The 23,983-nt window shown below is 73.2% G+C and carries 23 protein-coding genes; 15 read left to right on the plus strand and 8 right to left on the minus strand.

The window, feature by feature from the left end; all coding sequences use genetic code 11:
* Window positions 1-69: 69 nt before the first annotated feature.
* The 5 genes from AB0M46_RS36800 to AB0M46_RS36820 are packed head-to-tail and all read left to right on the plus strand — an operon-like array spanning window position 70 to window position 4,982.
* Entirely contained in the window at window positions 70-978 is a 909-nt protein-coding gene (locus AB0M46_RS36800) for an STM4015 family protein (RefSeq protein ID WP_363343900.1), read from the plus strand.
* A gap of 5 nt (window positions 979-983) precedes the next feature.
* Window positions 984-2,048 (plus strand): STM4014 family protein, encoded by a 1,065-nt coding sequence (locus AB0M46_RS36805; RefSeq protein ID WP_363343902.1) that lies wholly within the window; start codon window positions 984-986, stop codon window positions 2,046-2,048.
* The gene (locus tag AB0M46_RS36810; RefSeq protein WP_363343904.1) at window positions 2,045-2,839 is read left to right on the plus strand and encodes an STM4013/SEN3800 family hydrolase; all 795 of its coding nucleotides are present in this window, start codon (window positions 2,045-2,047) and stop codon (window positions 2,837-2,839) included. Before AB0M46_RS36805 ends, AB0M46_RS36810 begins: the two co-directional genes overlap by 4 nt.
* On the plus strand, window positions 2,833-4,134 hold the full coding sequence (locus AB0M46_RS36815) for an STM4012 family radical SAM protein (protein WP_363343906.1): 1,302 nt from the start codon (window positions 2,833-2,835) through the stop codon (window positions 4,132-4,134). Before AB0M46_RS36810 ends, AB0M46_RS36815 begins: the two co-directional genes overlap by 7 nt.
* Window positions 4,131-4,982, plus strand: coding sequence for an STM4011 family radical SAM protein (locus tag AB0M46_RS36820; RefSeq protein ID WP_363343908.1), 852 nt, complete (start codon window positions 4,131-4,133; stop codon window positions 4,980-4,982). The genes AB0M46_RS36815 and AB0M46_RS36820 overlap by 4 nt, the downstream gene beginning before the upstream one ends.
* Here AB0M46_RS36820 and AB0M46_RS36825 read toward each other — a convergent pair.
* Window positions 4,963-5,511 carry a TIGR03086 family metal-binding protein gene (locus tag AB0M46_RS36825; protein WP_363343910.1) on the minus strand — a complete coding sequence of 183 codons (549 nt, stop codon included), beginning with the start codon at window positions 5,509-5,511 and terminating at the stop codon, window positions 4,963-4,965. The two genes, AB0M46_RS36820 and AB0M46_RS36825, sit on opposite strands and share 20 nt — an antisense overlap.
* Before the next feature lie 46 nt (window positions 5,512-5,557).
* Between AB0M46_RS36825 and AB0M46_RS36830 the strand changes: the two genes are divergently transcribed.
* The gene (locus AB0M46_RS36830) at window positions 5,558-5,887 is read left to right on the plus strand and encodes a hypothetical protein (protein ID WP_363343912.1); all 330 of its coding nucleotides are present in this window, start codon (window positions 5,558-5,560) and stop codon (window positions 5,885-5,887) included.
* On the opposite strand, the gene AB0M46_RS36835 is transcribed toward AB0M46_RS36830, so the two are convergent.
* Window positions 5,884-6,786 carry a transglycosylase SLT domain-containing protein gene (locus tag AB0M46_RS36835; RefSeq protein ID WP_363343914.1) on the minus strand — a complete coding sequence of 301 codons (903 nt, stop codon included), beginning with the start codon at window positions 6,784-6,786 and terminating at the stop codon, window positions 5,884-5,886. The genes AB0M46_RS36830 and AB0M46_RS36835 overlap by 4 nt on opposite strands.
* Window positions 6,787-6,930: 144 nt before the next feature.
* Between AB0M46_RS36835 and typA the strand changes: the two genes are divergently transcribed.
* On the plus strand, window positions 6,931-8,796 hold the full coding sequence (typA, locus tag AB0M46_RS36840) for a translational GTPase TypA (RefSeq protein ID WP_363343916.1): 1,866 nt from the start codon (window positions 6,931-6,933) through the stop codon (window positions 8,794-8,796).
* 51 nt (window positions 8,797-8,847) lie between these two features.
* Here the strand turns inward: typA and AB0M46_RS36845 are convergent, their stop codons facing one another.
* Window positions 8,848-9,840, minus strand: coding sequence for a hypothetical protein (locus AB0M46_RS36845; RefSeq protein ID WP_363343918.1), 993 nt, complete (start codon window positions 9,838-9,840; stop codon window positions 8,848-8,850).
* Window positions 9,841-9,922: 82 nt separating this feature from the next.
* On the minus strand, window positions 9,923-10,939 hold the full coding sequence (locus AB0M46_RS36850; RefSeq protein WP_363343920.1) for a TerC family protein: 1,017 nt from the start codon (window positions 10,937-10,939) through the stop codon (window positions 9,923-9,925).
* A 360-nt stretch (window positions 10,940-11,299) separates the two neighbouring features.
* On the opposite strand from AB0M46_RS36850, the gene AB0M46_RS36855 reads away from it, so the two are divergent.
* From AB0M46_RS36855 to AB0M46_RS36865, 3 genes are all read left to right on the plus strand, one after another.
* Window positions 11,300-11,587 carry a hypothetical protein gene (locus tag AB0M46_RS36855; RefSeq protein WP_363343943.1) on the plus strand — a complete coding sequence of 96 codons (288 nt, stop codon included), beginning with the start codon at window positions 11,300-11,302 and terminating at the stop codon, window positions 11,585-11,587.
* A gap of 196 nt (window positions 11,588-11,783) precedes the next feature.
* Window positions 11,784-13,187: a DUF6745 domain-containing protein gene (locus tag AB0M46_RS36860; RefSeq protein ID WP_363343922.1), complete on the plus strand. Its 1,404-nt coding sequence runs from the start codon at window positions 11,784-11,786 to the stop codon at window positions 13,185-13,187.
* Between the two features lie 51 nt (window positions 13,188-13,238).
* Complete coding sequence (locus AB0M46_RS36865) at window positions 13,239-13,793, plus strand: isochorismatase family protein (RefSeq protein ID WP_363343924.1); 555 nt, start codon at window positions 13,239-13,241, stop codon at window positions 13,791-13,793.
* Window positions 13,794-14,257: 464 nt separating this feature from the next.
* Here the strand turns inward: AB0M46_RS36865 and AB0M46_RS36870 are convergent, their stop codons facing one another.
* Both AB0M46_RS36870 and AB0M46_RS36875 read right to left on the minus strand, forming a co-directional pair.
* Complete coding sequence (locus AB0M46_RS36870; RefSeq protein WP_363343926.1) at window positions 14,258-15,607, minus strand: ATP-binding protein; 1,350 nt, start codon at window positions 15,605-15,607, stop codon at window positions 14,258-14,260.
* Window positions 15,604-16,260, minus strand: a complete 657-nt coding sequence (locus AB0M46_RS36875) for a response regulator transcription factor (protein ID WP_363343928.1) — start codon at window positions 16,258-16,260, stop codon at window positions 15,604-15,606. The genes AB0M46_RS36870 and AB0M46_RS36875 overlap by 4 nt, the downstream gene beginning before the upstream one ends.
* A gap of 97 nt (window positions 16,261-16,357) precedes the next feature.
* On the opposite strand from AB0M46_RS36875, the gene AB0M46_RS36880 reads away from it, so the two are divergent.
* A complete protein-coding gene (locus tag AB0M46_RS36880) occupies window positions 16,358-17,479 on the plus strand; it encodes a hypothetical protein (RefSeq protein WP_363343930.1) in 1,122 nt (373 codons plus the stop codon).
* Window positions 17,480-17,509: 30 nt separating this feature from the next.
* Here AB0M46_RS36880 and AB0M46_RS36885 read toward each other — a convergent pair whose 3' ends face one another.
* Window positions 17,510-18,364, minus strand: a complete 855-nt coding sequence (locus AB0M46_RS36885) for an MHYT domain-containing protein (RefSeq protein WP_363343931.1) — start codon at window positions 18,362-18,364, stop codon at window positions 17,510-17,512.
* A 57-nt stretch (window positions 18,365-18,421) separates the two neighbouring features.
* Complete coding sequence (locus AB0M46_RS36890; protein ID WP_363343933.1) at window positions 18,422-18,604, minus strand: hypothetical protein; 183 nt, start codon at window positions 18,602-18,604, stop codon at window positions 18,422-18,424.
* Between the two features lie 38 nt (window positions 18,605-18,642).
* Between AB0M46_RS36890 and AB0M46_RS36895 the strand changes: the two genes are divergently transcribed.
* The 4 genes from AB0M46_RS36895 to AB0M46_RS36910 all read left to right on the plus strand — a co-directional run.
* Window positions 18,643-19,728, plus strand: coding sequence for a winged helix DNA-binding domain-containing protein (locus tag AB0M46_RS36895; RefSeq protein ID WP_363343935.1), 1,086 nt, complete (start codon window positions 18,643-18,645; stop codon window positions 19,726-19,728).
* The gene (locus AB0M46_RS36900; RefSeq protein WP_363343937.1) at window positions 19,718-21,322 is read left to right on the plus strand and encodes a CocE/NonD family hydrolase; all 1,605 of its coding nucleotides are present in this window, start codon (window positions 19,718-19,720) and stop codon (window positions 21,320-21,322) included. Before AB0M46_RS36895 ends, AB0M46_RS36900 begins: the two co-directional genes overlap by 11 nt.
* A 54-nt stretch (window positions 21,323-21,376) precedes the next feature.
* A complete protein-coding gene (locus tag AB0M46_RS36905; RefSeq protein WP_363343939.1) occupies window positions 21,377-21,991 on the plus strand; it encodes a MerR family transcriptional regulator in 615 nt (204 codons plus the stop codon).
* The coding region (locus AB0M46_RS36910; RefSeq protein ID WP_363343941.1) for a VIT domain-containing protein at window positions 21,988-23,983 on the plus strand (1,996 nt) is incomplete at its 3' end. The genes AB0M46_RS36905 and AB0M46_RS36910, both read left to right, overlap by 4 nt.

The raw sequence follows: 23,983 nt of genomic DNA on the forward strand, positions 1-23,983 counted from the left end.
CGCGCCCGTGCAGGCCTGCGACGAGCGGCTCCACCAGAATTGTCGGGGGGTCCTGCTAACGTCCGCGCCATGGCGATCGGTTCCCACATCACCACCTTCGGCGGGCTTGCAGTGCGCGACTTCCGGCGCGGCGAGCGCCCCCGCGAGGTGGCCTGGCGCCTCTCAGTGGACTACGACGCGGACAAGGACCGCTTCGCCGAGGAGCTCGGCCTGCTCCTCGACACCGTCGGCGGCGGCACGATCGAGGCCCTGGTCATCGGCGAATGGGGCTCGCCCTACGAGGAACCGGCGCCGCTGGACCTGCTCATCGCCGCCCGCGACCGGCTGCCGCGCCTGCGGGCCCTCTTCGTGGGGGAGATGACCTACGAGGAGTGCGAGATCTCCTGGATTCATCACGGCGACGTCTCGCCACTGCTGGCCGCGTTCCCGCGCCTGGAGATCCTTCGGATCCGCGGCTCCGAAGGCCTGCAGATGTCCCCGGTGCGCCACCGGCGGCTGCGGGAGCTGGCGGTCGAGGCCGGTGGGCTGCCGGCCGAGTTCGTGCGCGGCTTCGCCGACTCGTCGTTCCCGGCCCTCGAGGCGCTGGAGCTGTGGCTGGGCGTGCAGATGTACGGCGGCGACGCCACCGTCGCCGACCTCGCCCCGATTCTCAACGGGACCGAGCTGCCGGCCCTGCGCCGGCTGGCGCTGCGCAACGCTGAGATCGCCGACGATCTCGCCGGCGCCCTGGCCGGCGCGCCGGTGGTGGCCCGGCTGGAGGAGCTGGACCTGTCGCTGGGGGCGCTGTCCGACGCGGGCGCCGAGGCGCTGCTGCTCGGCCAGCCGCTCACCCACCTGCGGGCCCTGAACCTGTCCCACCACTTCATCTCCGGCGACGTCGCCGCCCGCTTCGGCGAGGAGCTGCCCGGGGTCAGGGTCGACACCAGCGACGAGCAGCAGGCCGACGACGGCGACCGCTACGTGTCGGTGACGGAGTAGCGGCGATGACCGCGCTGAGCGTCGTCGGGATCCGGGGCCACCGGCGGGTGGAGCTGTTCCGGGCCGCCGCGGTCGCGGCGGGGCTGGGCGAGCCGGCGTTCGTCGACTGGCGCGACGTGTGCGCCGGCGACTTCGCCCTCGCGCCCGGCTCCACGGTGCGGCTGGAGTCGCCGGGGGAGGACGCCGAGGTCGACCGGCTGCTGCGGGGCGTGCCAGCCCCGGCGGCGCACGGCGAGATCATCGGCCTCGCCGCCTGGTATCGGGGGTTCCTGGCCGCCGCCCGCCGGGTCGCCGAGCGGGTCACCGGCCGGCTGCTCAACCCGGTCGACGACCTCGCGGTCCTGTTCGACAAGCGTCGCTGCCACGCCCGGCTGCGTGCGCACGGCGTGCCGGTCCCCGACGGGTTCGCCGCAGATGGCTACGGGCAGGTCCGCGACGCCGGGTGGGGCCGCGTGTTCGTCAAGCCGGCCCACGGCAGCTCGGCCTCCGGTGTCGTCGCCCTCGCGATGCACCGCGGCCGGGTCAGCGCCTACACGTCGGCCGCGCTGGACGGCGGCCGGCTCTTCAACGAGCTGCGGGTCCACCACTACACCGGCGAGCGGGAGGTGGCCGCGATCATCGACCGGCTCGGCGCCGACGGGCTGCACGTCGAGCGCTGGTTCCCGAAGGCGGACCACGCCGGGCGGGTGTTCGACCTGCGGGTCGTCGTCATCGCCGGGCGGGCCGCCCACGTGGTGGCCCGGACCAGCCGCACCCCGCTGACCAACCTGCACCTCGGCAACGCCCGCGGCGACCTGGCCGCGATCCGGTCCGCGGTGGGGCGGGAGCGCTGGGCGGCGGCGATGGCGACCTGCGAGCGGGCCGCGGCCTGCTTCCCGGGCAGCCTGCACGTCGGCGTCGACCTGATGCTGGCGCCGGGCTTCGAGAAGGTGGCGGTGGCCGAGGTCAACGCGTTCGGCGACCTGCTGCCGGGCCTGCTGGTCGCCGGCCGCGACACCTACGCGGCGGAGGTGGCGGCGCTGCTGCAAGCACCCGTCGCGGCCCGTGCGGCGGAGGTGGCGGCGCGGTGAAGTCGCTGCTGGGCAGCCACGACCTGCTCTTCGTCACGCTCGACACGCTGCGCTACGACGTCGCCGCCGAGCTGCTCGCCGCCGGCCGCACCCCCAACCTGGCCCGGGCGCTGCCGGGCGGGGAGTGGGAGCGGCGGCACACCCCGGCGTCGTTCACGTATGCGGCCCATCACGCCTTCTTCGGCGGCTTCCTGCCCACCCCGGTGGCCCCGGGCCCGCACGAGCGGGCGTTCGCGGCGAGGTTCCCGGGCGCCTCCACGATCGGCCCCGACACCTGGGTCTTTGAGGCGCCCGACGTGGTCACCGGGCTGCGCGCCGAGGGCTACCACACCATCTGCCTCGGGGGCGTCGGGTTCTTCGCCATGACCTCGCCGCAGGGCCGGGTGCTGCCCGCGCTGTTCGACGAGGCGCACTGGACCCCCGAGTTCGGCGTCACCAACCCGGCCTGCTTCGAGGCCCAGCTGGACAGGCTCGCCCAGGTCATGCCGCGCGACCGGCCGCTGTTCACGTTCGTCAACGTCGCCGCGCTGCACCAGCCGAACCGGCACTACCTGCCGGGCGCGGCGCAGGACGGGCCGGCCTCGCACGGGGCCGCGCTGGAGTACGTCGACGCGCACCTGCCGACGCTGCTGCGCCTGGCCACGTCCCGCGGCCGCCCGTGCCGGGTGATCCTGTGCAGCGACCACGGCACCGCCTACGGCGAGGACGGCCACACCGGGCACCGGATCGCCCACGAGGTCGTGTGGACCGTGCCCTACGCCGAGTTCACGCTGGAGGCGGACGCATGGTGAACCTCGGCCCGCCGTACCAGGGGTACCTGTACGCGTACCCGCACAAGACCGCCTACCGCCCGCTCGACCCGCGCCCGCGGCTGGCCGACGTGTGGGCCGGCGAGGACACCGGCGCCCTGTTCCTCTACGCGCACGTGCCCTTCTGCGAGATGCGCTGCGGCTTCTGCAACCTGTTCACCCGGGCCAACCCGCCGGAGGGGCACGCCGCGGCCTACCTGGCCCAGCTGCGCCGGCAGGCCCGCCAGGTCGCCGACGCGCTGCCCGGTGCCCGCTTCGCGCGGGCGGCGATCGGGGGCGGCACCCCGACGTACCTGACCGCGGCCGAGCTGACCGAGCTCTTCGACCTGCTGCAGGAGGCCGCCGGGCTCACGCGGGTGCCGACCTCGGTGGAGACCTCCCCGGCCACCGCCACCCCCGACCGGCTCGCGGTGCTGATGGATCGGGGCGCCACCCGGATCAGCATCGGCGTGCAGAGCTTCCTCGACGCCGAGGCGCGCGCGGCCGGCCGGCCGCAGCGGCGCGCCGAGGTCGAGCGGGCGCTGGGCGCGATCCGGGCCGCCGGCCCCGCGGAGCTCAACATCGACCTGATCTACGGGATCCCGGGGCAGACCCGGCGGACGTGGGACGAGTCGCTGACCGCCGCGCTCGCCTGGGCCCCGGAGGAGCTGTACCTCTACCCGCTGTACGTCCGGCCGCTGACCGGCCTCGGGCGGCGGGGCGACCCGACGCCGAGCGATCCGGACTGGGACGCCCAGCGGCTCGCGCTCTACCGGCACGCGGCCGCCCGGCTCGCCGCCGAGGGGTACGAGCAGCTGTCGATGCGGCAGTTCCGGCGGGCCGGGGCGCCGGTCGAGGGCCCGCAGTACTGCTGCCAGGACGACGGCATGATTGGCCTCGGCTGCGGGGCACGCTCCTACACCACCGCGCTGCACTACTCGTTCGACTACGCGGTCGGGGTCCGGCCCGTCCGCGCCATCATCGAGGACTACCTGGCCCGCCCGGAGGACGACTTCGCCTTCGCCGAGGTCGGGTTCGCGCTGGGCGGGGCCGAGCAGCGCCGCCGCTGGCTGCTCAAGTCGCTGCTGCGGGCCGAGGGGCTCGACGCCGGGCGGTATGCGGCCCGGTTCGGCACCGGCGTCGACGAGGACTTCCCGGCCCTGTCCCGGCTGCGCGACGCGGGCTACGTCGACGGGCACCGGCTCACCGCGCAGGGCCTCGCCCACTCCGACGCGATCGGCCCGTGGCTGATCTCGGCCGGCGTCCGCGCGGCCATGGCGGGGCACGTGACGCGATGAGGATCCTCTACCGCGGCCCGCTCGCCAGCTGCAACTACGACTGCCCGTACTGCCCGTTCGCCAAGCGCCGCGACCCGCCCGAGCGGCTACGTGCGGACCGGGCGGCGCTGCGGCGGTTCGTCGACTGGGTGCGGGCCGCCGACGAGCCGATCGAGGTGCTGTTCACGCCCTGGGGGGAGGGGCTCACCCGATCGTGGTACCGCGAGGCGCTCGTCGAGCTGTCCCACCTGCCGCACGTGGGACGGGCCGCGATCCAGACGAACCTGTCCGGCCGGCTGGGCTGGGTCGCCGACGCGGATCGGTCGCGGCTGGCGCTCTGGTGCACGTACCACCCGGGCCAGACGACCCCGGAGCGCTTCCTGGCCGCGTGCGCCACCCTGCACCGCCACGGCGTGCGGCACTCGGTCGGCGTCGTCGGGCTGCCGGAGCACCTCGGCCCGGCCAGGGAGCTGAGGAGCCGGCTGCCGCCCGAGGTGTACCTCTGGGTGAACGCGGCCGACGGGCACGCCTACACCGCCGAGGAGGAGGCGGCCTGGACCGCGCTCGACCCGCTCTTCGGCTACAGCGTCCGCCCGCACGCGTCCCTGGGCCGGGACTGCCGCACCGGCGACGAGGTGATCTCGGTCTTCGGCGACGGGACGGTCCGCCGCTGCCACTTCGTCGCCGAGCCGCTGGGCAACCTCTACGACGGCTCGTGGGCGGCCCGCCGGGGCCCGCGCCCCTGCCCGAAGGCGGCCTGCGACTGCCACATCGGCTACGTCCACCTGCGGACGCTGCCGCTGTACGAGGTGTTCGAGGGCGGCGTGCTGGAGCGGATCCCCGCCGCGATCAGGGCCGGCGGCCGATGAAAGCGAGCAGCCGGGTCTGCGGGTCGGCGTCGTCGGGGACGGTGACGGCTGGGCCGAACTGGCCGCTGGCGCGCATCGGCTCCTCCATCGGCCGCATGTCCTCCAGCATCTGCGCGCAGCGCTGCCGGTCGAGGCGCTCGTCCTGCCCGGTGGCCCGTGCCAGGTCCCAGGTGTGCAGGAACACGTCGGAGGTGTAGAAGGCCGAGATCGCCGCGGGCAGGGGCATCGTGCCGGTGTGCGGGTTGGCGAAGGTGACCGAGTCGCTCGCCGGGTCGTCGAGGACGGCTTGGACGGCGGCGGCGTGCGCCCGCCAGGCCCCGGCCGGGTCGGACTCGACCGGCGGGCCGGCCGGCAGCTCGATCCCGGCCCCGGAACGCAGGAAGGGGGGCAGCCACCCGACGAGGTGAGCGACGACGTCCCGGGCCGTCCAGCCGTCGCAGGGCGCCGGGGCGGACCAGTCGGTGGTGCCCTCGACGACCTGCGTGAAGCGGGCGGCGACGGCGCGGTGGTCGTCCGGCGGCGTGGGCATGGGTCCTCCTCGGCCGGCCCCAGCGGGCGAGGCCATACTGGTCGGCATGGGTTACTTGATCGCGTTCGCGTCCCGGCGCCTGGTGGAGGACGAGTCGCTGACCCCCGGCTACGTGTACCACGACCCGGAGGACGCCACGCTTCCGGCCACCCCCGACGGCCGGCGGGCCAGCGGCTGGAACCTGCTGGTCGGCGACGAGACCGACGAGCAGCTGGCCGACGCGGGGGAGCTGCTCATGCCCGACCTGGAGTGGCTGGTGGAGCGCTACCCAGCGTTCGGCCGGATCGTCACCGCAGGCTCCGAGGGCCGCCAGTTCGAGTGGGACCCCGACGCCGGCGGCTACACCGACGTGGGGCCCTCCACCTCCGAGGACTAATAATTGCCCGCCCGGCTGTGGTCCATCAGGGCGAGGACGTTTTGCACGTACGTCCCGTTCGGATACGGCCCGCCGGGCTCCACGCCGACCGTGCCCCAGTTGTAGGCCGAGATGACCGGTTTGAGCAGCTCCGCGTTGGTCGCGATGTCGTAGTTCGCGTCCGTGTTGTTCTTGACCGCGATCTTGTCGCCGTAGTAGGCGATGAGCCAGGCCAGGTAGTTCGCGCCGCACATCACGTTGTCCGAGGGCTTGGTGCGGTCCCAGCTCTTGCCGAAGCGGGTGTTCACGAAGCTCTGCGTGGTGGACATGATCTGCATGAGGCCCAGGCCGCCGTCGCAGGCCTTGATGTCGGACTGCCAGCCGCTCTCCTGCTCCGCGATCGCGTAGAGCAGGCGGGCCGGCACCCGGATGTCGGCGTACTCCACCTTGGTCGCCGTGCCCCAGAACGCGGTGCCCGCCGCCGTGTTGAGCAGGCCCTTGACCTCGGCCTTGGCCAGCTGGTTCGGCCCGCGGCTGGGCGTGCACCCGGCCGGCGTGGAGTGCTTGGGCGCGGGCGCCTGGGTGGTCAGTACGATCGTCGGCTTCTTCGAGGGCGCCGGCGGCTTGGTCGTCGTCGGCACCTTCGCCGCGCCGCTGCTGGGCAGCGCGGCCGGCGCCTCAGTGGTCGCCACCACCGGCGCGGCCGGCTGGACCGGCGTGGCCCAGTCCTTCGACTCCTTCGGCGCGGCCGCCGCCGGGCGCTTGTCCTGGTCGTTGCCCTTGAGCATGGTGGCCATGACCCCACAGCCGACCAGCACCACGGCCATGGCGACGCCCAGCACGATCATGCCCCAGTTGCGCTTGCGCCGAAGCGGTGCGAACTCGGCGGTGTCGCCCTCTTCGTAAAAGTCGTCGCTCATCGATACCTGTCTCCTCCCCCGTGCCCGATCAGGCTACCCATAAACAAGGACGTGGTCAGCCCCGCGTTTCGATGTACCGGCGCGCGAAGTCACATCGCCCGGAGCGGTCCACGGCCCTCCGGGAGTGCCTGGAACAATGGGGATATGCAGACCCGCTCAGACCTCCGCAACGTGGCAATCGTCGCCCACGTCGACCACGGCAAGACCACCCTCGTCGACGCGATGTTGCGGCAGGCCGGCGCGTTCCACGCACGCGCCGAGCTCACCGACCGGGTCATGGACTCGATGGACCTCGAGCGCGAGAAGGGCATCACCATTCTCGCCAAGAACACCGCCGTTCGGTACGTGCCGGGCGACGGCGGCGACCCGGTGACCATCAACATCATCGACACGCCCGGCCACGCCGACTTCGGTGGTGAGGTCGAGCGCGGCCTGACCATGGTCGACGGGGTCGTCCTGCTGGTCGACGCGAGCGAGGGGCCGCTGCCGCAGACCCGGTTCGTGCTGCGCAAGGCGCTCAAGGCCCGGATGCCGATCATCCTGGTGATCAACAAGGTGGACCGGCCCGACGCGCGGATCAAGGAGGTCGTGGACGAGACCTACGAGCTGTTCCTCGACCTCGACGCCGACGAGGAGCAGATCGAGTTCCCGATCGTCTACGCGTGCGCCCGCGACGGCATCGCCTCGCTGTCCCAGCCCAAGGACGGCACCGTCCCCGAGGACAGCGACAGCCTCCAGCCGCTGTTCAAGACCCTGCTCGACGCCATCCCGGCGCCCGCCTACGCGCAGGACGCCCCGCTGCAGGCCCACGTGACCAACCTCGACGCCTCGCCGTTCCTGGGCCGCCTGGCTCTGTGCCGGGTGCGCCAGGGCACGATCCGCAAGGGCCAGACGGTGGCCTGGTGCCGTGAGGACGGCACGCAGACCTCGGTGCGCATCTCCGAGCTGCTCATGACCGAGGCGCTGGAGCGCAAGCCGGCCGAGCAGGCCGGGCCGGGCGACATCATCGCCGTCGCCGGCATCGCCGACATCATGATCGGCGACACCCTGGCCGACGCCGAGAACCCGATCGCGCTGCCGCGGATCACCGTCGACGAGCCGGCCATCTCGATGACCATCGGCACCAACACCTCGCCGCTGGCCGGCAAGGTGAAGGGGGCCAAGGTCACCGCCCGGCTGGTCAAGGACCGGCTGGAGCGCGAGCTGGTCGGCAACGTGTCGCTGCGCGTGCTGCCGACCGAGCGCCCCGACGCCTGGGAGGTGCAGGGCCGCGGCGAGCTGGCCCTGGCCATCCTGGTCGAGCAGATGCGCCGCGAGGGCTACGAGCTCACCGTCGGCAAGCCGCAGGTGGTGACCCGCGAGATCAACGGCAAGGTGCATGAGCCGGTCGAGCGGCTCACGATCGACGCCCCGGAGGAGTACCTCGGCCCGATCACCCAGCTGCTGGCCACCCGCAAGGGGCGCATGGAGCAGATGGTCAACCACGGCACCGGCTGGATCCGCATGGAGTGGCTGGTCCCCGCGCGCGGCCTGATCGGCTTCCGCACCGAGTTCCTCACCGACACCCGCGGCACCGGCATTCTGCACCACGTGTTCGAGTCCTACGAGCCCTGGTTCGGCGAGCTGCGCACCCGCGCCACCGGCTCGCTGGTCGCCGACCGCTCGGGCGTGGCGACCCCGTTCGCGATGATGAACCTGCAGGAGCGCGGCTCGATGTTCGTGGAGCCCACCACCGAGGTGTACGAGGGCATGATCGTCGGGGAGAACTCCCGCGCCGACGACATGGACGTGAACATCACCAAGGAGAAGAAGCTCACGAACATGCGCTCGTCGGCCGCCGACGAGACGGAGAAGCTGATCCCGCCCCGCAAGCTGTCCCTGGAGCAGGCGCTCGAGTTCTGCCGGGAGGACGAGTGCGTGGAGATCACGCCCCTGGCCATCCGCATCCGGAAGGTCATGCTGGACCAGAAGGACCGCGAGCGCGTCGCGCGCAAGAGGGCGCACGCCTGATCGATTCCCGGTGGTACTTCCTGTGCTCGAGCGAGCACAGGAAGTACCACCTCAGTCCAGTGGCTGGCGGGGGCCGGGAAGGTCGGCGGGGGCGTAACGGCCCGACTCCATCGACCAGTCCAGGTTGCCGCGGATCCAGTGCACGAGGTCGGTGATCCCGGTGATCGCCGCCTGATCGGCCCAGTGCCGCGTCTCGAGCCGGTCGCGGGCCACCTGGAAGGCGACGACCTGCTCGTCGTGCTCGGCGACGGCGGCCTGGACGGCCTCGTCCAGCCCGAGCCGGTGCTCGCGCTGCAGCGCGAAGACGATGTTGTGGTGGTCGCCGACCGCCGCCTCCTTGGGCCACGAGATCAGGTCGTTGAAGATCCCGATCACGGTGCCGGCGGTCCGCCGGGCGGTGTCGAAGTCCGGGTCGCCGAGCAGGCCGGCGGGCAGTTCGACGCCGTGCATCGGCTCGATGAGGTCGAAGAACATGTCGGTGGCCGCGCTCTGGTGGCGCATCCGGCGGTACTCCTCCAGCAGCGGTGGCCGGTCGGCGGCCCGGTTGCCGGCCTCCCAGACCGTGCCGGCCAGGTAGTCCGCGACGTGCCCGACGAACCGCTCCCGCCAGGCCGCCCCGACCCGCGGCTCGGTGCGCCGCCACACCTCGCCCAGCGCGGTGGCCAGCGGCCGGCCCAGCGTCGTGGCCAGGATCGGGGCCGGCTGCTGGTCGCGTAACAGGCGCACCACCTCGGCGACGGCCGCCCGGGCCGGCTCGGGGTCGCGCACCAGCGCCCGCTCCAGCAGGTCGTCGAGCACGAAGATGCTGATCAGCCAGGCCGTGGCCAGCCGTAACTCGGGCTCGCCGGCGTCCGGGTGGGCGCGGGCCATGAGGTTGGCGAAGCGGGCCTTGGCGAATGCCTGGCGAGCGCCCGGCCGGTCCAGCAGGCCGTGCCGGGTCGCCCACTGCAGCGACCAGCGCTGCACGGCGTCCGCGTGCGGGGAGATCCGGGGCTGGAATGGGCACAGTACCGACGGGGCAACGATCAATCCCCGCTGTGTCATTTCGTGCAAGATGCATCACCCGCCCGGCCGTGGTACCTCATCCTTGCGCCGATTCGCGCTCAGCGCGAGTCCTGCCGGGGCATCAGTGAGCATTGCGCGTCTTGTCCGGTTGCGCGCGCTGTGCACGCGAATCCCGTCTCGACTTGACCAGTGACGCGACGGTGGTGATGGCGAGGGTGCCGATGATGACGGCGAGTGACAGCCCGATGCCGATGTGCGGCGCCCACTCGACGGGCTCCCCGTCGTTGATGAACGGAAGGTTGTTGTCCGCGAGCGCCTCGAGGAAGAGCTTCACGCCGATGAACCCGAGCACCGCGGCGAGCCCGATGGACAGATACACCAGTCGATCAAGCAGGCCGCCGATCAGGAAATACAGCTGCCGCAGTCCCATCAGCGCGAACACGTTCGCGGTGAACACCAGGTAGGGCTCGGCGGTCAGCCCGAAGATCGCGGGGATCGAGTCGAGCGCGAAGATCAGGTCGGTGGTCCCGATCGCGATGAGCACCACGATCATCGGCGTCATGTGCAGGCGGCCGCGCTCGTCACGCGCCGTGAGCCGCGACTCCCGGTACTCCGGCGTCATCGGCAGCACCCGCCGCGACCAGCGGATCAGTGCGTTCTCCTTGAAGTCCGACTCGTCGGTCTCGCCCTGCATCACGAGCTTGACCGCCGTGTAGACCAGGAACGCGGCAAAGATGTAGAAAACCCACGAGAAGCGGTTGATCGCCGCCGACCCCAAGGCGATGAACGCGCCGCGCATGATCAGCGCCAGCACGATGCCGATCAACAAGATCTTCTGCTGGTACTGCCGCGGCACCTTGAACCGGGACAAGATGATCACGAAGACGAACAGGTTGTCGACCGACAGGCTGTATTCGGTCAGCCACCCGGCGTAGAACTGCCCGGCGTAGGCCCCGCCCCACATCGCGTACACGAACAGTCCGAACGCGAGCGCGAGCGCGACGTACACCGTCACCCAGATCGTCGACTCTTTGATGGACGGCTCGTGAGGTCGGCGAGCCACGATCGCGAGATCGAACAGGAGTACGGCGCCGAGACCGACGAGCGTCGCTGTCCAAATCCAGCCGGCAACGTCCACGTGCAATAACCTCCGGTAGACACACCACAGGCCACGCCGACCCCGTGGGGACGCGTGGACTGTGCAGTTGACACCGGAGGTCTCTTCCGCCATCCGCATCCGCGGGATGACCGACGGCGCCGGGTGCCGAGGCACCGTGCTGACGACGACCGTCGCGGGGGAATACTCCCCTCCTGTAGCTCGTCAACCATTGTCCATCAGGCCGTCACGTCCGGACGCGCGGGGCCGAAAAATTGTCGTACCCCACGTCTATCGTCCTGCTCGACACCGCGTGATCGGCGGTTCCTTCGCCGCTCACTCACGCATGGCCGTCGAGGGGAGACATCCGTGTATCGCCAAGGTGACGTTCTGTTGGTCCCCGTGCCCGGCACGCAGCTACCCGCAACCGCCGTGCCGGCCCCGCGCGACCGCACCGGCCGCATGATCCTGGCCCGCGGCGAGGCCACCGGCCACGCCCACGTCATCGTCGGCCCGGACACCGCCCTGCTGACCGTCCCCGACGACCCGTCCACGCTCTTCGTGAAGATCGTCACCCGTGCCCACGTGGTCCACGAGGAGCACGGGCCGATCACCATCCCGGCGGGGACCTACCGGGTGGTCCGCCAGCGCGAGTACATCCCCGGCGCCTACCGTTACGTGGCCGACTGATGCGCGTCGTGCCCGCCGACCTTCACCACCGCGCCGTGCTCCGTCTGGCCGCGTTGACCGCCACCGATCGCCGCATCGTTCGCCGGCGTGGGGATGTGTCCTGCGCCACCCGGCGCGCATTCGTTCCCGTGGCCCCCCGTCGCATCGTCCGCCGGCGCGGGTGCGCGCCCGGCGCCTACCGGAATGTGGCTGACCGATGACTACCGCCCCCACCCCCGAGTCGCGGGCCGCGGCCCTCGGCGCCGTCTCCGCGAAGTGGCTGGCCGCCGGCCTGTCCACCGCCCCGGCCGACCGGGCCGCGGCCACCGAGGCGGCCCGCCTGGCGTATCGCTCGGCCGGCCTTCCCGAGCCCCGCCACGTGGTGTGGTTCGCCTCCCCGCTGGCCGCCGCCCGCGCCGCCGCCCTGCTCACCGGCCGCCGCGGCCTGCCCGGCGCCGCCCCCGACCCCGCCGACGAGGCCATCGCCGCCGAGCTCCGCGCCCTGGGCTGCCCGCCGGTGAGCGGCAGCGCCGGCCCGTCGGTGCGCCACGCGGTCCGCACCGCCCCGTGGGCCGCCGCCCGGGCCGAGGCCCACGCCCTGCTCGGCCCAGACGGCTGGGCCGTCCTGTGGTCCGCCTGCGCCGCCGACGTCTGGCGCCTGGTCAACGACCGCATCGCGACCCCGCTGCGCACCCACCTGCGCGGGGAGCTGCCCGCCCACGCCCGCGCCGTCCTTCTCGACGCCGTGGGCGGCCAGCACGACGCGGGCTGGCTCGCCGCCTTCGACGCCGCCGCCCCGCCCCCGCCACCGGGGTCCGTGCCGCCGCCACCCGGGCCGGCCGGGTCGCCCGGCGTGGTTGGGGCGCCCGGCTCGGCTGGGTCGTCGGGCTCCGCCGCCGCGTCCGTTTCGGCCTTGCCGCCGGCTGCTCGGCCGGCGCCCGCTCCCATGGACTTCAGCGCCGGCCCGGCGGGGGCTGTTCGGGCGGGCGCGCCCGGCGGCTCGTCGCCTGCTGCTCATGCGCCGGTCGGCGCGTTCGGGTCCGGCCTGGCGGGCGGCGGCGCGGCCCTGCACGCCGTGCAGCTCCTGGCCGGCCTGGCCGGGGTGGCCCGCTCCTCCTCGTGGTGGTGGCCGTATGCGAACGTCGTGATCCTCACCGACCGGCCCGACGCCCTGCACCGCGACAACCTCGGCCGGCTGCACGCCGCCGACACCCCGGCCCTGCACTACAGCGACGGGTATGCCATTCACGCCTGGCGCGGCATGCCGATCCCCTCGGACCTGGTCGACCGGCTGTCCCGCCTGACCCACCGCGAGATCGCCGCCGAGCGCAACGCCGAGCTGCGCCGCGTGATGCTGGAGCACTTCGGGTACGAACGATATGTCCGCGAGGCGGGCGCCCGACGGGTCGCCGCGGACGAGACCGGCGTCCTGTGGCGCGTGACCTTCGCCGACGACGAGCCCCTGACCATGGTCGAGGTCGTGAACAGCACCCCGGAGCCGGACGGCACGAGCCGGGTGTACTGGCTGCGCGTGCCCCCGCAGACCAGCACCGCCCGCGAGGGCGTGGCCTGGACCTTCGGCCTGACGGAGGGCGAGTACCGGCCGCTGGTCCAGACTTGATGACGGCCGCCCGATTTCGGACCCGGATCACGAACCCTCGAGGAGGAGCCCATGACGACCCTGCCGAACCGCCCGAACACCGCACTGCTCGTCATCGACGTGCAGAACGGCACCGTGAACGGCACCCACAACCGCGACACCGTGATCGCCAACATCAACACCCTGCTGCACAAGGCCCGCGCCGAGCAGGTGCCGGTGGTGTGGGTCCAGCACCACGACGAGAACCTGCCGCGCGACTCCGACGCCTGGCAGCACGTTCCGGAGCTGACCCGCCTCGACTCCGAGCCCCTGGTGCACAAGGGCTACTTCGACTCCTTCGAGGACACCGACCTCGAGTCCCACCTGTCCGCCCGCGGCGTCGGCCGCCTGATCGTCACCGGCGCCCAGACCGACGCCTGCATCCGCTCGACCCTGCACGGCGCCCTGGTCCGTGGGTACGACGCCACCCTGGTCGGCGATGCCCACACGACCGAGGACCTGAGCCAGTGGGGCGCGCCGGCCCCCGACCAGGTCGTCGCCCACACCAACATGTACTGGGACTGGCAGACCGCCCCCGGCCGCAAGGGCGGCACGGTCGCGACCAAGGACATCACCTTCACCGCCTGACCGCACCGCCCGCCCGCCGGGCCGTCGCGCTGCAGCGACCCCGCGGCGCAGGAACGCGGCACGGGGGATCGGCACGCGGGGTTGCCGGGGTTTGGGGCGACCGGTCCAGGCCGGGCGACTGGTTCAGCGTGGCCGAGATGCTGTGGCCAGCCGCCGGCTGGCTGAGGCGCCGGGGCTGGTCGCGGTGGCGAGGTCCCGGACCAGTTGGCTGAGGCGCCAGGGCCGGTCGCGGTGGCGAGGTCCCGGGCCAACTGGCGGAGGTGTCAGGGGCGGGATGCTCCGGCCAGCGGCTGGCTGGCTGAGGCGCCGGGGCGGGTCGGGGTGGAGGGTTCCGGGCCGGCTGGCGGAGGTGCCAGGGGCGGGGTGGAGGGGTCTCGGGCCGGCTGGCGGAGGTGTCTGGTCCGGGCGAGGCTGGCCGGGACCTGCGGAGGCGGACCTCGGCTTGGGAGCTTCGGTCCGAGGTGTCACATGGTGCTGTCGGGGAGGCGGGGGAGGCGGACCTCGGCGCGGACGCCCGGGCGGGCGTCGGTCAGGCGGACCGTGCCGCCGTGGCGGCGTACCAGCTCGCGGACGATGGCCAGGCCCAGGCCGCTGCCGCCGGCGTCTCGGGCGCGGCCGTCGTCCAGGCGGGCGAAGCGGTCGAAGACGCGTTCGCGGAGGGGGGCCGGGATGCCCTCGCCGTCGTCGGTGACCGTGACGAGGACCTCGGACTGGCCCTCGGCGACCACGGCCAGGGTCACGGCGGTGTGGGCGTGGCGCACGGCGTTGTCGACGAGGTTCAGCACCATGCGCAGGAGCGCGTCCGGCTCGCCCTCGGTCCAGAGGGACTCGCCCGGCTCCACGGTGACCCGGTCGTAGCGCTTGGCCAGCGAGGTCAGCAGCGTGCGCAGCTCGACGGGCTCCTGGGCGGCGCGGCGGGCGTCGGAGGCGTCGGCGCGCGCCAGCAGGAGGAGGTCGTCGACCAGGCGGGTCAGGCGGTCGAGGTCGGCGATGATCTCGTCGGCCACCGAGGGCCAGTCGTCGAGCTTCTGGGCGACCTCGATCTGGATGCGGATGGAGGCGAGCGGGCTGCGCAGCTCGTGGGCGGCGTCGGCGATGAAGGAGCGCTGGCGGGTGCGGGAGACGGCCAGCCGGTCGAGCATGTGGTTCAGGGTGATGGCCAGACGCTGGATCTCGTCCGACGACGGGGGGACCGGCAGGCGCTCGTCGGTGGCGGCGCCGGTGATCCGCTCGGCGCCCAGGCGCAGGCGGTCGACGGGGGAGAGGGCGGCGCCGACGACCCGCCAGGCGATCAGGACCAGGACGAGGACCAGCGCGGGGTACGTCACCCACAGCGCGTTGCGCAACAGCTCCAGGCTGCGGTGGTAGTCGCCCAGCGGCAAGCCGACCAGGACGATCCGGCCGTCGGGGACCTGCCGGGCGGTGACCCGCAGCATGTCGGGCTGCACCGCGCGGTCGCCCGGCACCTCGATCCGCTCGCCGTCCAGTGCGCGGTCGACCTCGGGGCCGCGCAGCAGCGGTACCAGAAGATCGGCACTCGAGTCGCCGGCGATGACGCTGCGCCGCTGGGAATCGAGGATCTGCACGATCTGGTTGGAGGGGGCCGGCAGCGGCTCGGGCAGCCGGCCGCCCTCTTCGAGCAGCGCGGCCATCTCGGTCACGGTGGCGTCGGCGGAGCGGTCGAGGGAGCCGCGGAAGCTGTACGTCATGGCCGTCGCCATGGCCATACCCGCGATCACCAGCCCGACGATGAGCCCGCTGGTGCCGAGCAGGACCAGCCGGCCGCGGAGCGAAAGGGAAGCCCACCACTTCATTGGCGAAGCCGATATCCGGCGCCGCGGACGGTCTCCAGCAGGTCGCGGCCGAGCTTGCGCCGCAGGTAGCCGACGTAGACCTCGACGGCGTTCGGGGCGGTGTCGACGCTGGCGTCCCACACGTGGTCGAGTAGCTCGGTCTTGGAGACCACCTGGCCGGGGCGGCGCATGAGGTACTCCAGCAGCGCGTACTCCCGCGCTGTGAGCACGATCTCATCGCCGCCGCTGGTCACCCGGCGCCGGGCCGGGTCCAGGGTCAGGTCGCCGACGGTGAGCACGCTGGGACGCTCCGGCGCGCCGCGGCGCAGCAGGGCGCGGAGCCGGGCGACGAGCACGACGTACGAGAACGGCTTGGTCAGGTAGTCGTCGGCGCCGCAGTCGAGGCCGTCGGCCTGGTCGTACTCCCCGTCCTTGGCCGAGAGCATGAGCACCGGGACCCAGTTCTTCTCGGCCCGCAGGGTCTGCACCACGCGGTAGCCCGACAGCCCGGGCAGCATGATGTCGAGGATGACCGCGTCGTAGCCGCCGTGCCTGGCCATCTCCAGGCCGTTCGGGCCGTCGCCGGCCACGTCCACCGCGAAACCCTCCGCCTGCAGGCCCCGCTGCAGCGCGTGGGCCATGCGCATCTCGTCCTCAACCACCAGCAGCCGCACGAGTAACAGCGTGGCATGCTCGGCTGTGCTCCGGCACAGACGGTCTCAGCGATGTCACAGCCGGGGCCGAGCAACATGGTCGGCAGGAGGTGTACCAATGTCCAACTTCACGTCCCGCCCGGTCCTTCGGTGGGCGGTGCCCGCGGCAGCTGCGGTCGCTGTGGTCGGTGCTGGCGTGGCAGCGAAGACCCTCGCCGTCGCCGCCGAGCCCGATCTGCCGCCGCGCACCGCCGCGCAGCTACTCGTCGACCTGCAGACCGCCCGCCTCGACGGGCTGTCCGGCACGGTGGTGGAGCGAGCCGATCTCGGACTGCCGGCGATCCCGCTGCTGACCGGCGACCAGAGCGCCAAGCTCTCGTCGCTGGTGGCCGGCAAGCACACCCTGCGCGTGTGGTACTCGGGCCCCGACAAGGCACGGGTGTCACTGCTGGGCACGCAGGGGCAGAGCGACATCATTCACAACGGCAACGACACCTGGATCTGGGACAGCCAGGCCAAGGAGGCGCAGCACTTCACCGGCTCGCCGGGGGACGGTGACAAGCCGGGCGCCCGCCCGACGCCGACCGACCTGCCGACGTCGCCGCAGGAGGCCGCCGACCTGGCGCTCAAGGCGATCGACCCGACGACCCAGGTGACGATCGGCAACTCGGCGAAGATCGCCGGCCGCAACGCCTACGAGCTGGTCCTGCGGCCGCGGGACACCGCGTCGCTGGTCGGCGAGGTGCGGCTGGCCGTCGACGCCCAGGAGAAGCTGCCGCTGCGGGTGCAGGTGCTGCCCCGCGGCACCGCGAACCCGGCCTTCGAGGTCGCGTTCACCCAGGTGAGCTTCACCCGCCCGGACAACGCCGAGTTCGCGTTCAACCCGCCGGCCGGCACCAAGGTCACCGAGGGCAACGGCGCGGCCAAGGCGGCGCAGGAGCAGCAGGAGCAGCAGCACGCCGGGGCCACCGGCGAGAAGCCGAAGACCGCGGTCGTCGGCACCGGCTGGACTTCGGTCCTGGTGCTGCGGACCTCCGGCGCCGGGGCGGACGCGAACGCGGACGACACCAAGAAGGTGCAGGACGCGATCGGCCAGCTGCCCACCGGCAACGGCGGCCGCACGTTCAACAGCAAGCTGGTGAGCGTGCTGTTCACCGACGATGGCCGGGTGCTCATCGGCTCGGTCACGCCGGAGAAGCTGACCCAGGTGGCCGCCGACCCGGCCGCGCAGCTCAAGTAGGCAACAAAGCTCACGTGAGCAGGTGGGGGCTCACTGCTGGGAGGGGACCGTGGCCATGCCGCGGTCCCCTTCCGCGTTGCGGTGCCGGTGCGGCCGGGCGAGGGTGGCGATGGAGTACATGTCCCGCGCCCGCCGCAGCAGCGCCTCCTCCGTGGCCGTGTCCTGGCGCACGGTGAAGCCGACGGTGCTGTACGCCAGCGCCGGGAGCAGCAGCCCGGCGAATACGCAGACCGGCACGAGCATCGCGAAGATTGTGACACCGGACACAGGCTCGGCCGGCGGGGCCGGCTCGATGCGCACCGCCGCCATGACCGTGTAGTGCGTGCAGCACACGGTGATCGCCATGATCGTCGCGGCGCCCACCATCGCCCCCGTCCCGCGGATGACGCTGGCACACCACAGGGTCACGGTCGCCCCGACGATCGCCGCGCCGGCCGCGGCCAGCAGGATCCCCGGCTCGTACTCGATCCTCCCGGCCAGCCGCATGGACAGCGGCCCGGTGGCGTAGACGGCGACCAGGCCGATCCCGGTGAGCAGCCCGGCCGGCAGGATCTTCCACGGGCTCGGCCGGCCGAAGCCGACGACGTAGAGCCCCAGGCAGTAGACCACCACGGCGATGCCGAGCCCGAGCGCCATGGTGGCGACGTGGTACCGCACGGCACCCACCGGCACGTCGAGGCCCAGCATCGCCATGAAGTGCGGCACCCAGGTCCCGGTGCCCCCGATGGCGACGGCTGACAGGGTCAGCCACCGGGCCCGGCTGCCGCCGCTGGACGCCCGGGAGCGGCTGGCCAGGAACGTCCCGAGCAGGCAGCCCAGGAAGGCCAGGGCCAGGGCCAGCGCGGGCGTAATCCAGCCATATGCAAATTGCTCAACCGGGGTCACGAGGTTCGATTCAGCCAGCTACCACCGGCCGCGGATCGGACAACCTGTGCGAAACCGTCAGCCGGCTCCCGCAATGAGGGCCCGCTGCTGCTCCTGGCTCGGCCCGACGTCGATCCAGGCGCGCGGGGTCTCGGTCTCTTCCAGCTCGACGCGATCCTCCGGCCGGACCCGCTTCGGCAGCTCCCCGAACCGGGCGTGGCGCAGGAACGCGAGCTCGTCGTCGGTGAAGTGCTCCTCCACGCACCGATCCTCCCGCGTCACCGGCGAGAATGACAAGCATGAGCAGTGTCGGGCGGGGCCAGGTCATGCGGTACCGAATCATGCGCAACGACCTGCACGAGCGCGTCAAGACCGTCGATGACCTGGCCGTGCTCGACCTCGGGGTGCCCAACGTGCCGGCCGGCTCGGCCCGCCAGGCCCTGGCCGCGCGCTGCGCCGACCCGCTCGGCGGCGGCCTGGTGCTGGCCTGGTCCACCCGCGGCGCCCCGCACCTGCACCGCCCGGCCGACCTGCCGGGGCTGGCCGCCGCGCTGTGGCCCCTCGGCCACGCCGACGCCGCCGCCCGTTTCGCCACCAACCAGCTGCCGAAGGAGGCCGGCAAGCTCGGCATCGAGGCGTTCCGGGCCACCGCCGCCGCCTTGCGGGAGGTGGTCACGCGGCCGACGGCGAAGGGCGAGGTGAGCCGCGCGGTCAGCGACCGGGTGCCGGCCGAGCTCACGTACGACTGCAAGGCCTGCCGGTCCCGCCACATCTCCGGCGGCCTGTTCCAGCTGTGCGGCCCGGCCGGCGGTGTCCGGCTCGACGAGGACGCGCCCAGGACCGTCCTGCTCCCGGCTGACCCGCGCCCGCCGATCCCCGCCGAGGCCGCCGGCACCGCCGCGTTCGTCCGCGCCTACCTGCGGCTGCTCGGGCCGGCGACGCCGGGGGACGCGGCCAAGTACCTCGGCACGAGCGTCACCGCGCTGAAGGCGGTCTGGCCCGCAGACCTGGCCGAGGTCTCGGTCGACGGGCGCAGGGCGTGGCTGCCGGAGGAGGATCTCGGCGCGCTGCTGGCCGCGCCGCCGGTGCGCGGGGTGCGGCTGCTGCCACCGTCCGACCCCTTCCTGCAGGCGCGCGACCGCGACCTCCTCGTGCCGGACAAGTCGCAGCAGAAGGAGGTCTGGCGGATCCTGGGCAACCCCGGGGTCGTGCTCGCGGACGGGGACCTCGCGGGGACGTGGCGGGCCCGGGCGGTGCGCAAGCGGCTGGAAGTGACAGTGTCGCTGTGGCGCCCGGTGGACCCGGCGGCCCTGGAGGCCGAGGCAGAGACCGTCGCCGCGGTCCGCGGGCTGGCCGCGGCTAGTCTCGGAACGCATGAGGCTTGATCCGGTCGGACGTCTGCTGAAGCTGCCCGCCGCGCTGACGGGCCGGGTCAGGGTTACGCGGGCCATCCCGATCCGGATGCGCGACGGCGTTATCCTGCGGGCCGACCACTACGCCCCGGCCCTGGACGCCGAGGTGCCCACGGTGCTGGTGCGCACCCCTTACGGCCGCGGCGCCCCGGTCAGCCTCCTGTGCCGGGCGGTCGCGCAGCGCGGCTTCAACGTGTTCATCCAGTCCTGCCGTGGCACGAGCGACTCCGGCGGCACCTTCGAGCCGCTGCTGCAGGAGCGCGAGGACGGCCTCGACTCGCTGGACTGGCTGCGCTGCCAGCCCTGGTACGACGGCCGCCTCCTCACCTACGGCCCGAGCTATGTCGGCTTCGTCCAGTGGGCGCTGGCCGCCGAGGCCGGCGACGAGCTCAAGGCGATGGCCACCATCGTCACCGCCTCCGACTTCGGCCCGCCCACCTACGCCGGCGGCGCCTTCTCCCTCGACACGGTGCTCACCTGGTCCGCGCTGCTCGACGCCCAGCGCGGCCGCCGCCTCGACAACGCCGTCGAGCTGCTGCGCGGCCAGCCCCGCCTGCAGCGCGGCCTGGCCCGGGTGCCGATGGCCGAGGCCGACCGGGTCACCACGGGCAACGAGATCGAGTTCTTCCAGCGCTGGCTGGCCGAGGCCGACCCCACCTCGCCCTACTGGACGGAGCGCGGGCATGCCCACCGCCTGCCCAACGTCACCGCGCCGGTCCTGATGATCGGCGGCTGGTACGACATCTTTCTCCCGTGGCAGCTCGCCGACTACGCGGCGCTGCGGGCGGCGGGCCAGCAGCCCTACCTCACCATCGGCCCCTGGCACCACGGCAGCGCCGGGCTGTTCCAGCAGTCGGCGGCCGAGGCGGTGGCCTGGTTCCGGGCCCACACCGGCGGCCCCGAGGCCATCCGCGAGCGCCCGGTGCGGGTGCACGTCGGGGGCGCCGACGGCTGGCACGAGATGTCCGACTGGCCGCCGCCGAAGAGCCAACCCCAGCAGTGGTACGCCGGGCCCTCCGCCGCCCTGTCCGAGGTGCCCGCCGCCGAGGGGGAGATCCTCGCCTCCTTCGTCTACGACCCGAAGGACCCGACGCCGGCCGTGGGCGGCCCGCGGCTGGTCGGCAAGATTGCCGGGCGCCGCGACAACCGCGCGCTGGAGGCCCGGCCCGACGTGCTGACCTTCACCTCGGCCCCGCTCGCCGAGCCCCTCGACATCGTCGGCCCGATCCATGCCGAGGTGTTCGTCCGGGCCACGCTGCCGCACTTCGACGTCTTCGTCCGGCTGTGCGAGGTCGACGAGCAGGACCGCTCCTGGAACGTCTGCGACGGCCTGGCCCGCGCGACCGACCACCGCGACCCGGCCGCCCCCATCCGCGTCGAGCTGTGGCCCGCCGCGCACCGCTTCATCGCCGGCCGCCGCATCCGGGTGCAGATCAGCGGCGGCGCCCACCCTCGCTTCTCCCGCAACCCCGGCACCGGCGCCCCGCTGGGCCACGAGGTGGAGCTGCGCCCGGTCCGCCAGGAGATCCTCGGCGGCACCTCGATCACGCTGCCTGTTGCGCCCTGACGCTGTCACGACCACATCTTGACAGTGTTGCTGTGACAGTGTCAAGATTGGTGCATGGCCGAAACCACCTGGACGCTCGACGTGCTGATCGGCAAGGTCGTCGCCACGCTCGATCTGACCGCCTATGCGGGCGCGCCCAACGGCCGGGTCCGCGAGGTCCCGGACGCGCGGGCAGTGCGGTGGTATTCGACCATCGGCCTGGTCGACCGGCCGGTCATGCAGGGAAGAACGGCGCTCTACGGCCCGCGGCACCTGGCGCAGCTCGTCGCCATCAAGCGGCTCCAGTCGCAGGGCCACAAGCTCGCTGACATTCAGGCTGAGCTGGCCGGGGCACCCGACGACGTGCTCATGCGCATCGCGGAGATGCCCTTCTGGAAGGCGCAGCCCGCGGCGCACGTGCCGCGGGTGGTGGAGTTGCCGGCGGCCGCGCCCCGGGTTGTGGAGATACCGGCGGCCGCGCCGCGGGTAGTGGAACGGCCGGCGGCGCCGGAGGAACAGCTGATCACGGGGGTGCCACTGGGCGGGGGAGCGGTGCTGCTGCTCCCGGCGACCCCCGGCGAGGACGATGTCGCGCGCATCCGAGGGGCGGCGCGCGAGCTGATGGACGTGTTGCACGAGCTCGGCCTGATCGCAACCCAGCAAGCGGACTCGAGAGGGAGCGCCGAATGAGACTCGCGACGATGACCGACGACGAGGCGCGCACGGTCGCCGCGCCGATTGACGAGGCCGGGCTGGGGGCGCTGCGGACCGAGCGCGGCAACCTGCCGCTCGACCGCCTGGAGGTGCGCGCCGCGATCACCGGCCTGGTGGCCCGCACCGACCTCACGCAGGAGTTCGTGAACGTTCACGCCGAGCCGCTCGAGGCGACGTATATCTTCCCGCTGCCCGACCGCGCCGCCGTCGTCGCCATGGCGATGACCGCCGACGACCGGGTCGTGGAGGCCGACCTGCAGGAGCGCGGTGCCGCCCGGCAGGCCTACGACACCGCCATCGCGGCCGGCCAGCGCGCCTCGATCGCCGAGGAGGAGCGCCCCGACGTGTTCACCATGCGCGTCGGCAACATCCTGCCCGGCGAGCGGGTCAGCGTGCGGCTCAGCCTGGTCGGCCCGCTCGCCTTCGAGGACGGGGAGGCGACGTTCCGGTTCCCGCTCGTGGTGGCGCCGCGGTATGTGCCGGGCAGCCCCCTCGACGGTGACAGTGTCGGCGACGGGCACGCGCTGGACACCGATGCCGTCCCGGACGCCTCCCGCATCAGCCCGCCGGTCCTGCTGCCCGGCTTCCCCAACCCGCTGCGCCTGTCGATCGACGTCGACATCGACCCGTCGGGGCTACCCCTCGGCGCCGTGCGCTCCAGCCTCCACGCCATCTCGCGGGACGAGAACCATGTCTCGGTGCTGGCCGGGGACCGCGCCGACCGCGACTTCGTCCTGCGGCTCGCCTACGGGCCGGGCACCCAGAGTCTCGCGCTGTCCCCCGACGCGGAGGGCGAGGAGGGCACCTACCGCCTGACCGTCCTTCCGCCGGAGCCGGACGCGGCGCCCCGCCCGAAGGACGTCGTGCTGCTGCTCGACCGCTCCGGCAGCATGGGCGGCTGGAAGATGGTCGCCGCCCGCCGCGCCGCGAGCCGGATCGTCGACACCCTGTCGGCGCACGACCGCTTCGCCGTGCTCGCCTTCGACGACCGCATCGAGACGCCGGAGTCCCTCGGCGCCGGCCTGTGCGGCGGCACCGACCGCAACCGGTATCGCGCCGTGGAGCACCTGTCCCGGATGACCGCGCGCGGCGGCACCGAGCTGCTCGACCCCCTCCTGGAGGGCCTGCGCCTGCTCGGCGACGACGAGTCCCGCGACCGCGTGGTGGTCCTGGTCACCGACGGCCAGGTCGGCAACGAGGACCAGATCCTGCACACGATCTCGTCGCACCTGCGCGGCGTGCGCGTGCACACGGTCGGCATCGACCGAGCCGTGAACGCCGGCTTCCTGGGCCGCCTGGCCATCGCCGGCGGCGGCCGGTGCGAGCTGGTGGAGAGCGAGGACCACCTGGACGAGGCGATGGACCACATCCACCGCCGGATCGGCGCCCCGGTCGTCAGCGGCCTGACCCTGACTCCTGAGGGCGGCCTGACGCTGCTGGACGACACCCGCGCCCCGTCCCGGCTCCCGGACGTCTTTCCGGGCGTGCCGTTCGTGGTCACCGGCCGGTATCGCGGCGACGTCGCCGGCGCGGTGACCGTCGCCGGCACCACCCGCGACGGCCGGCCGTGGTCGGTCACCGTCCCGGCCGAGCGCCACGACTCGACCGCCCTGACCGCGGTCTGGGCGCGGTCGCTGCTGCGCGACCTGGAGGACCAGTACGTCAGCGGCACCCACGAGTCGGCCCCGCTGGAGACCCGCATCACCGAGACGTCGCTGCGCTTCCACGTGCTGTGCCGCTTCACCGCCTTCGTCGCCGTCGACAGCCGGGTGGTGACCGACGGTGCGGCGTCGCACAAGGTCACCCAGCCGGTGGAGACTCCGTCGGGCTGGGAGCTGCCGAAGGCCGTGCCTCCGCCGCCGCTGCACCCAGCGTCGGCCACGCTGCCGTCCCCGTCTCCGTTCCCGGCCGGGCCGGTCGGTGCGGCGCCGCCGGCCCCGCGCCCGGCCGCGGCCCCGTCCGTGGGCC

Origin of the sequence: Dactylosporangium sp. NPDC051485 (genome assembly GCF_040682015.1) — a bacterium.
In the GTDB taxonomy this organism is placed as follows: Bacteria; Actinomycetota; Actinomycetes; order Mycobacteriales; family Micromonosporaceae; genus Dactylosporangium.

Bases quoted from the DNA above. Each gene is read 5' to 3' on its own strand.
- AB0M46_RS36860 (WP_363343922.1), top strand. From the start codon at position 11,784: ATGACTACCGCCCCCACCCCCGAGTCGCGGGCCGCGGCCCTCGGCGCC.
- AB0M46_RS36830 (WP_363343912.1), top strand. From the start codon at position 5,558: ATGGGTTACTTGATCGCGTTCGCGTCCCGGCGCCTGGTGGAGGACGAG.
- AB0M46_RS36905 (WP_363343939.1), top strand. From the start codon at position 21,377: ATGGCCGAAACCACCTGGACGCTCGACGTGCTGATCGGCAAGGTCGTC.
- AB0M46_RS36900 (WP_363343937.1), top strand. From the start codon at position 19,718: ATGAGGCTTGATCCGGTCGGACGTCTGCTGAAGCTGCCCGCCGCGCTG.
- AB0M46_RS36845 (WP_363343918.1), bottom strand. From the start codon at position 9,840: ATGACACAGCGGGGATTGATCGTTGCCCCGTCGGTACTGTGCCCATTC.
- AB0M46_RS36835 (WP_363343914.1), bottom strand. From the start codon at position 6,786: ATGAGCGACGACTTTTACGAAGAGGGCGACACCGCCGAGTTCGCACCG.
- AB0M46_RS36825 (WP_363343910.1), bottom strand. From the start codon at position 5,511: ATGCCCACGCCGCCGGACGACCACCGCGCCGTCGCCGCCCGCTTCACG.
- AB0M46_RS36880 (WP_363343930.1), top strand. From the start codon at position 16,358: ATGTCCAACTTCACGTCCCGCCCGGTCCTTCGGTGGGCGGTGCCCGCG.
- AB0M46_RS36865 (WP_363343924.1), top strand. From the start codon at position 13,239: ATGACGACCCTGCCGAACCGCCCGAACACCGCACTGCTCGTCATCGAC.
- AB0M46_RS36820 (WP_363343908.1), top strand. From the start codon at position 4,131: ATGAGGATCCTCTACCGCGGCCCGCTCGCCAGCTGCAACTACGACTGC.
- AB0M46_RS36870 (WP_363343926.1), bottom strand. From the start codon at position 15,607: ATGAAGTGGTGGGCTTCCCTTTCGCTCCGCGGCCGGCTGGTCCTGCTC.
- AB0M46_RS36800 (WP_363343900.1), top strand. From the start codon at position 70: ATGGCGATCGGTTCCCACATCACCACCTTCGGCGGGCTTGCAGTGCGC.
- typA (WP_363343916.1), top strand. From the start codon at position 6,931: ATGCAGACCCGCTCAGACCTCCGCAACGTGGCAATCGTCGCCCACGTC.
- AB0M46_RS36815 (WP_363343906.1), top strand. From the start codon at position 2,833: ATGGTGAACCTCGGCCCGCCGTACCAGGGGTACCTGTACGCGTACCCG.
- AB0M46_RS36895 (WP_363343935.1), top strand. From the start codon at position 18,643: ATGAGCAGTGTCGGGCGGGGCCAGGTCATGCGGTACCGAATCATGCGC.
- AB0M46_RS36805 (WP_363343902.1), top strand. From the start codon at position 984: ATGACCGCGCTGAGCGTCGTCGGGATCCGGGGCCACCGGCGGGTGGAG.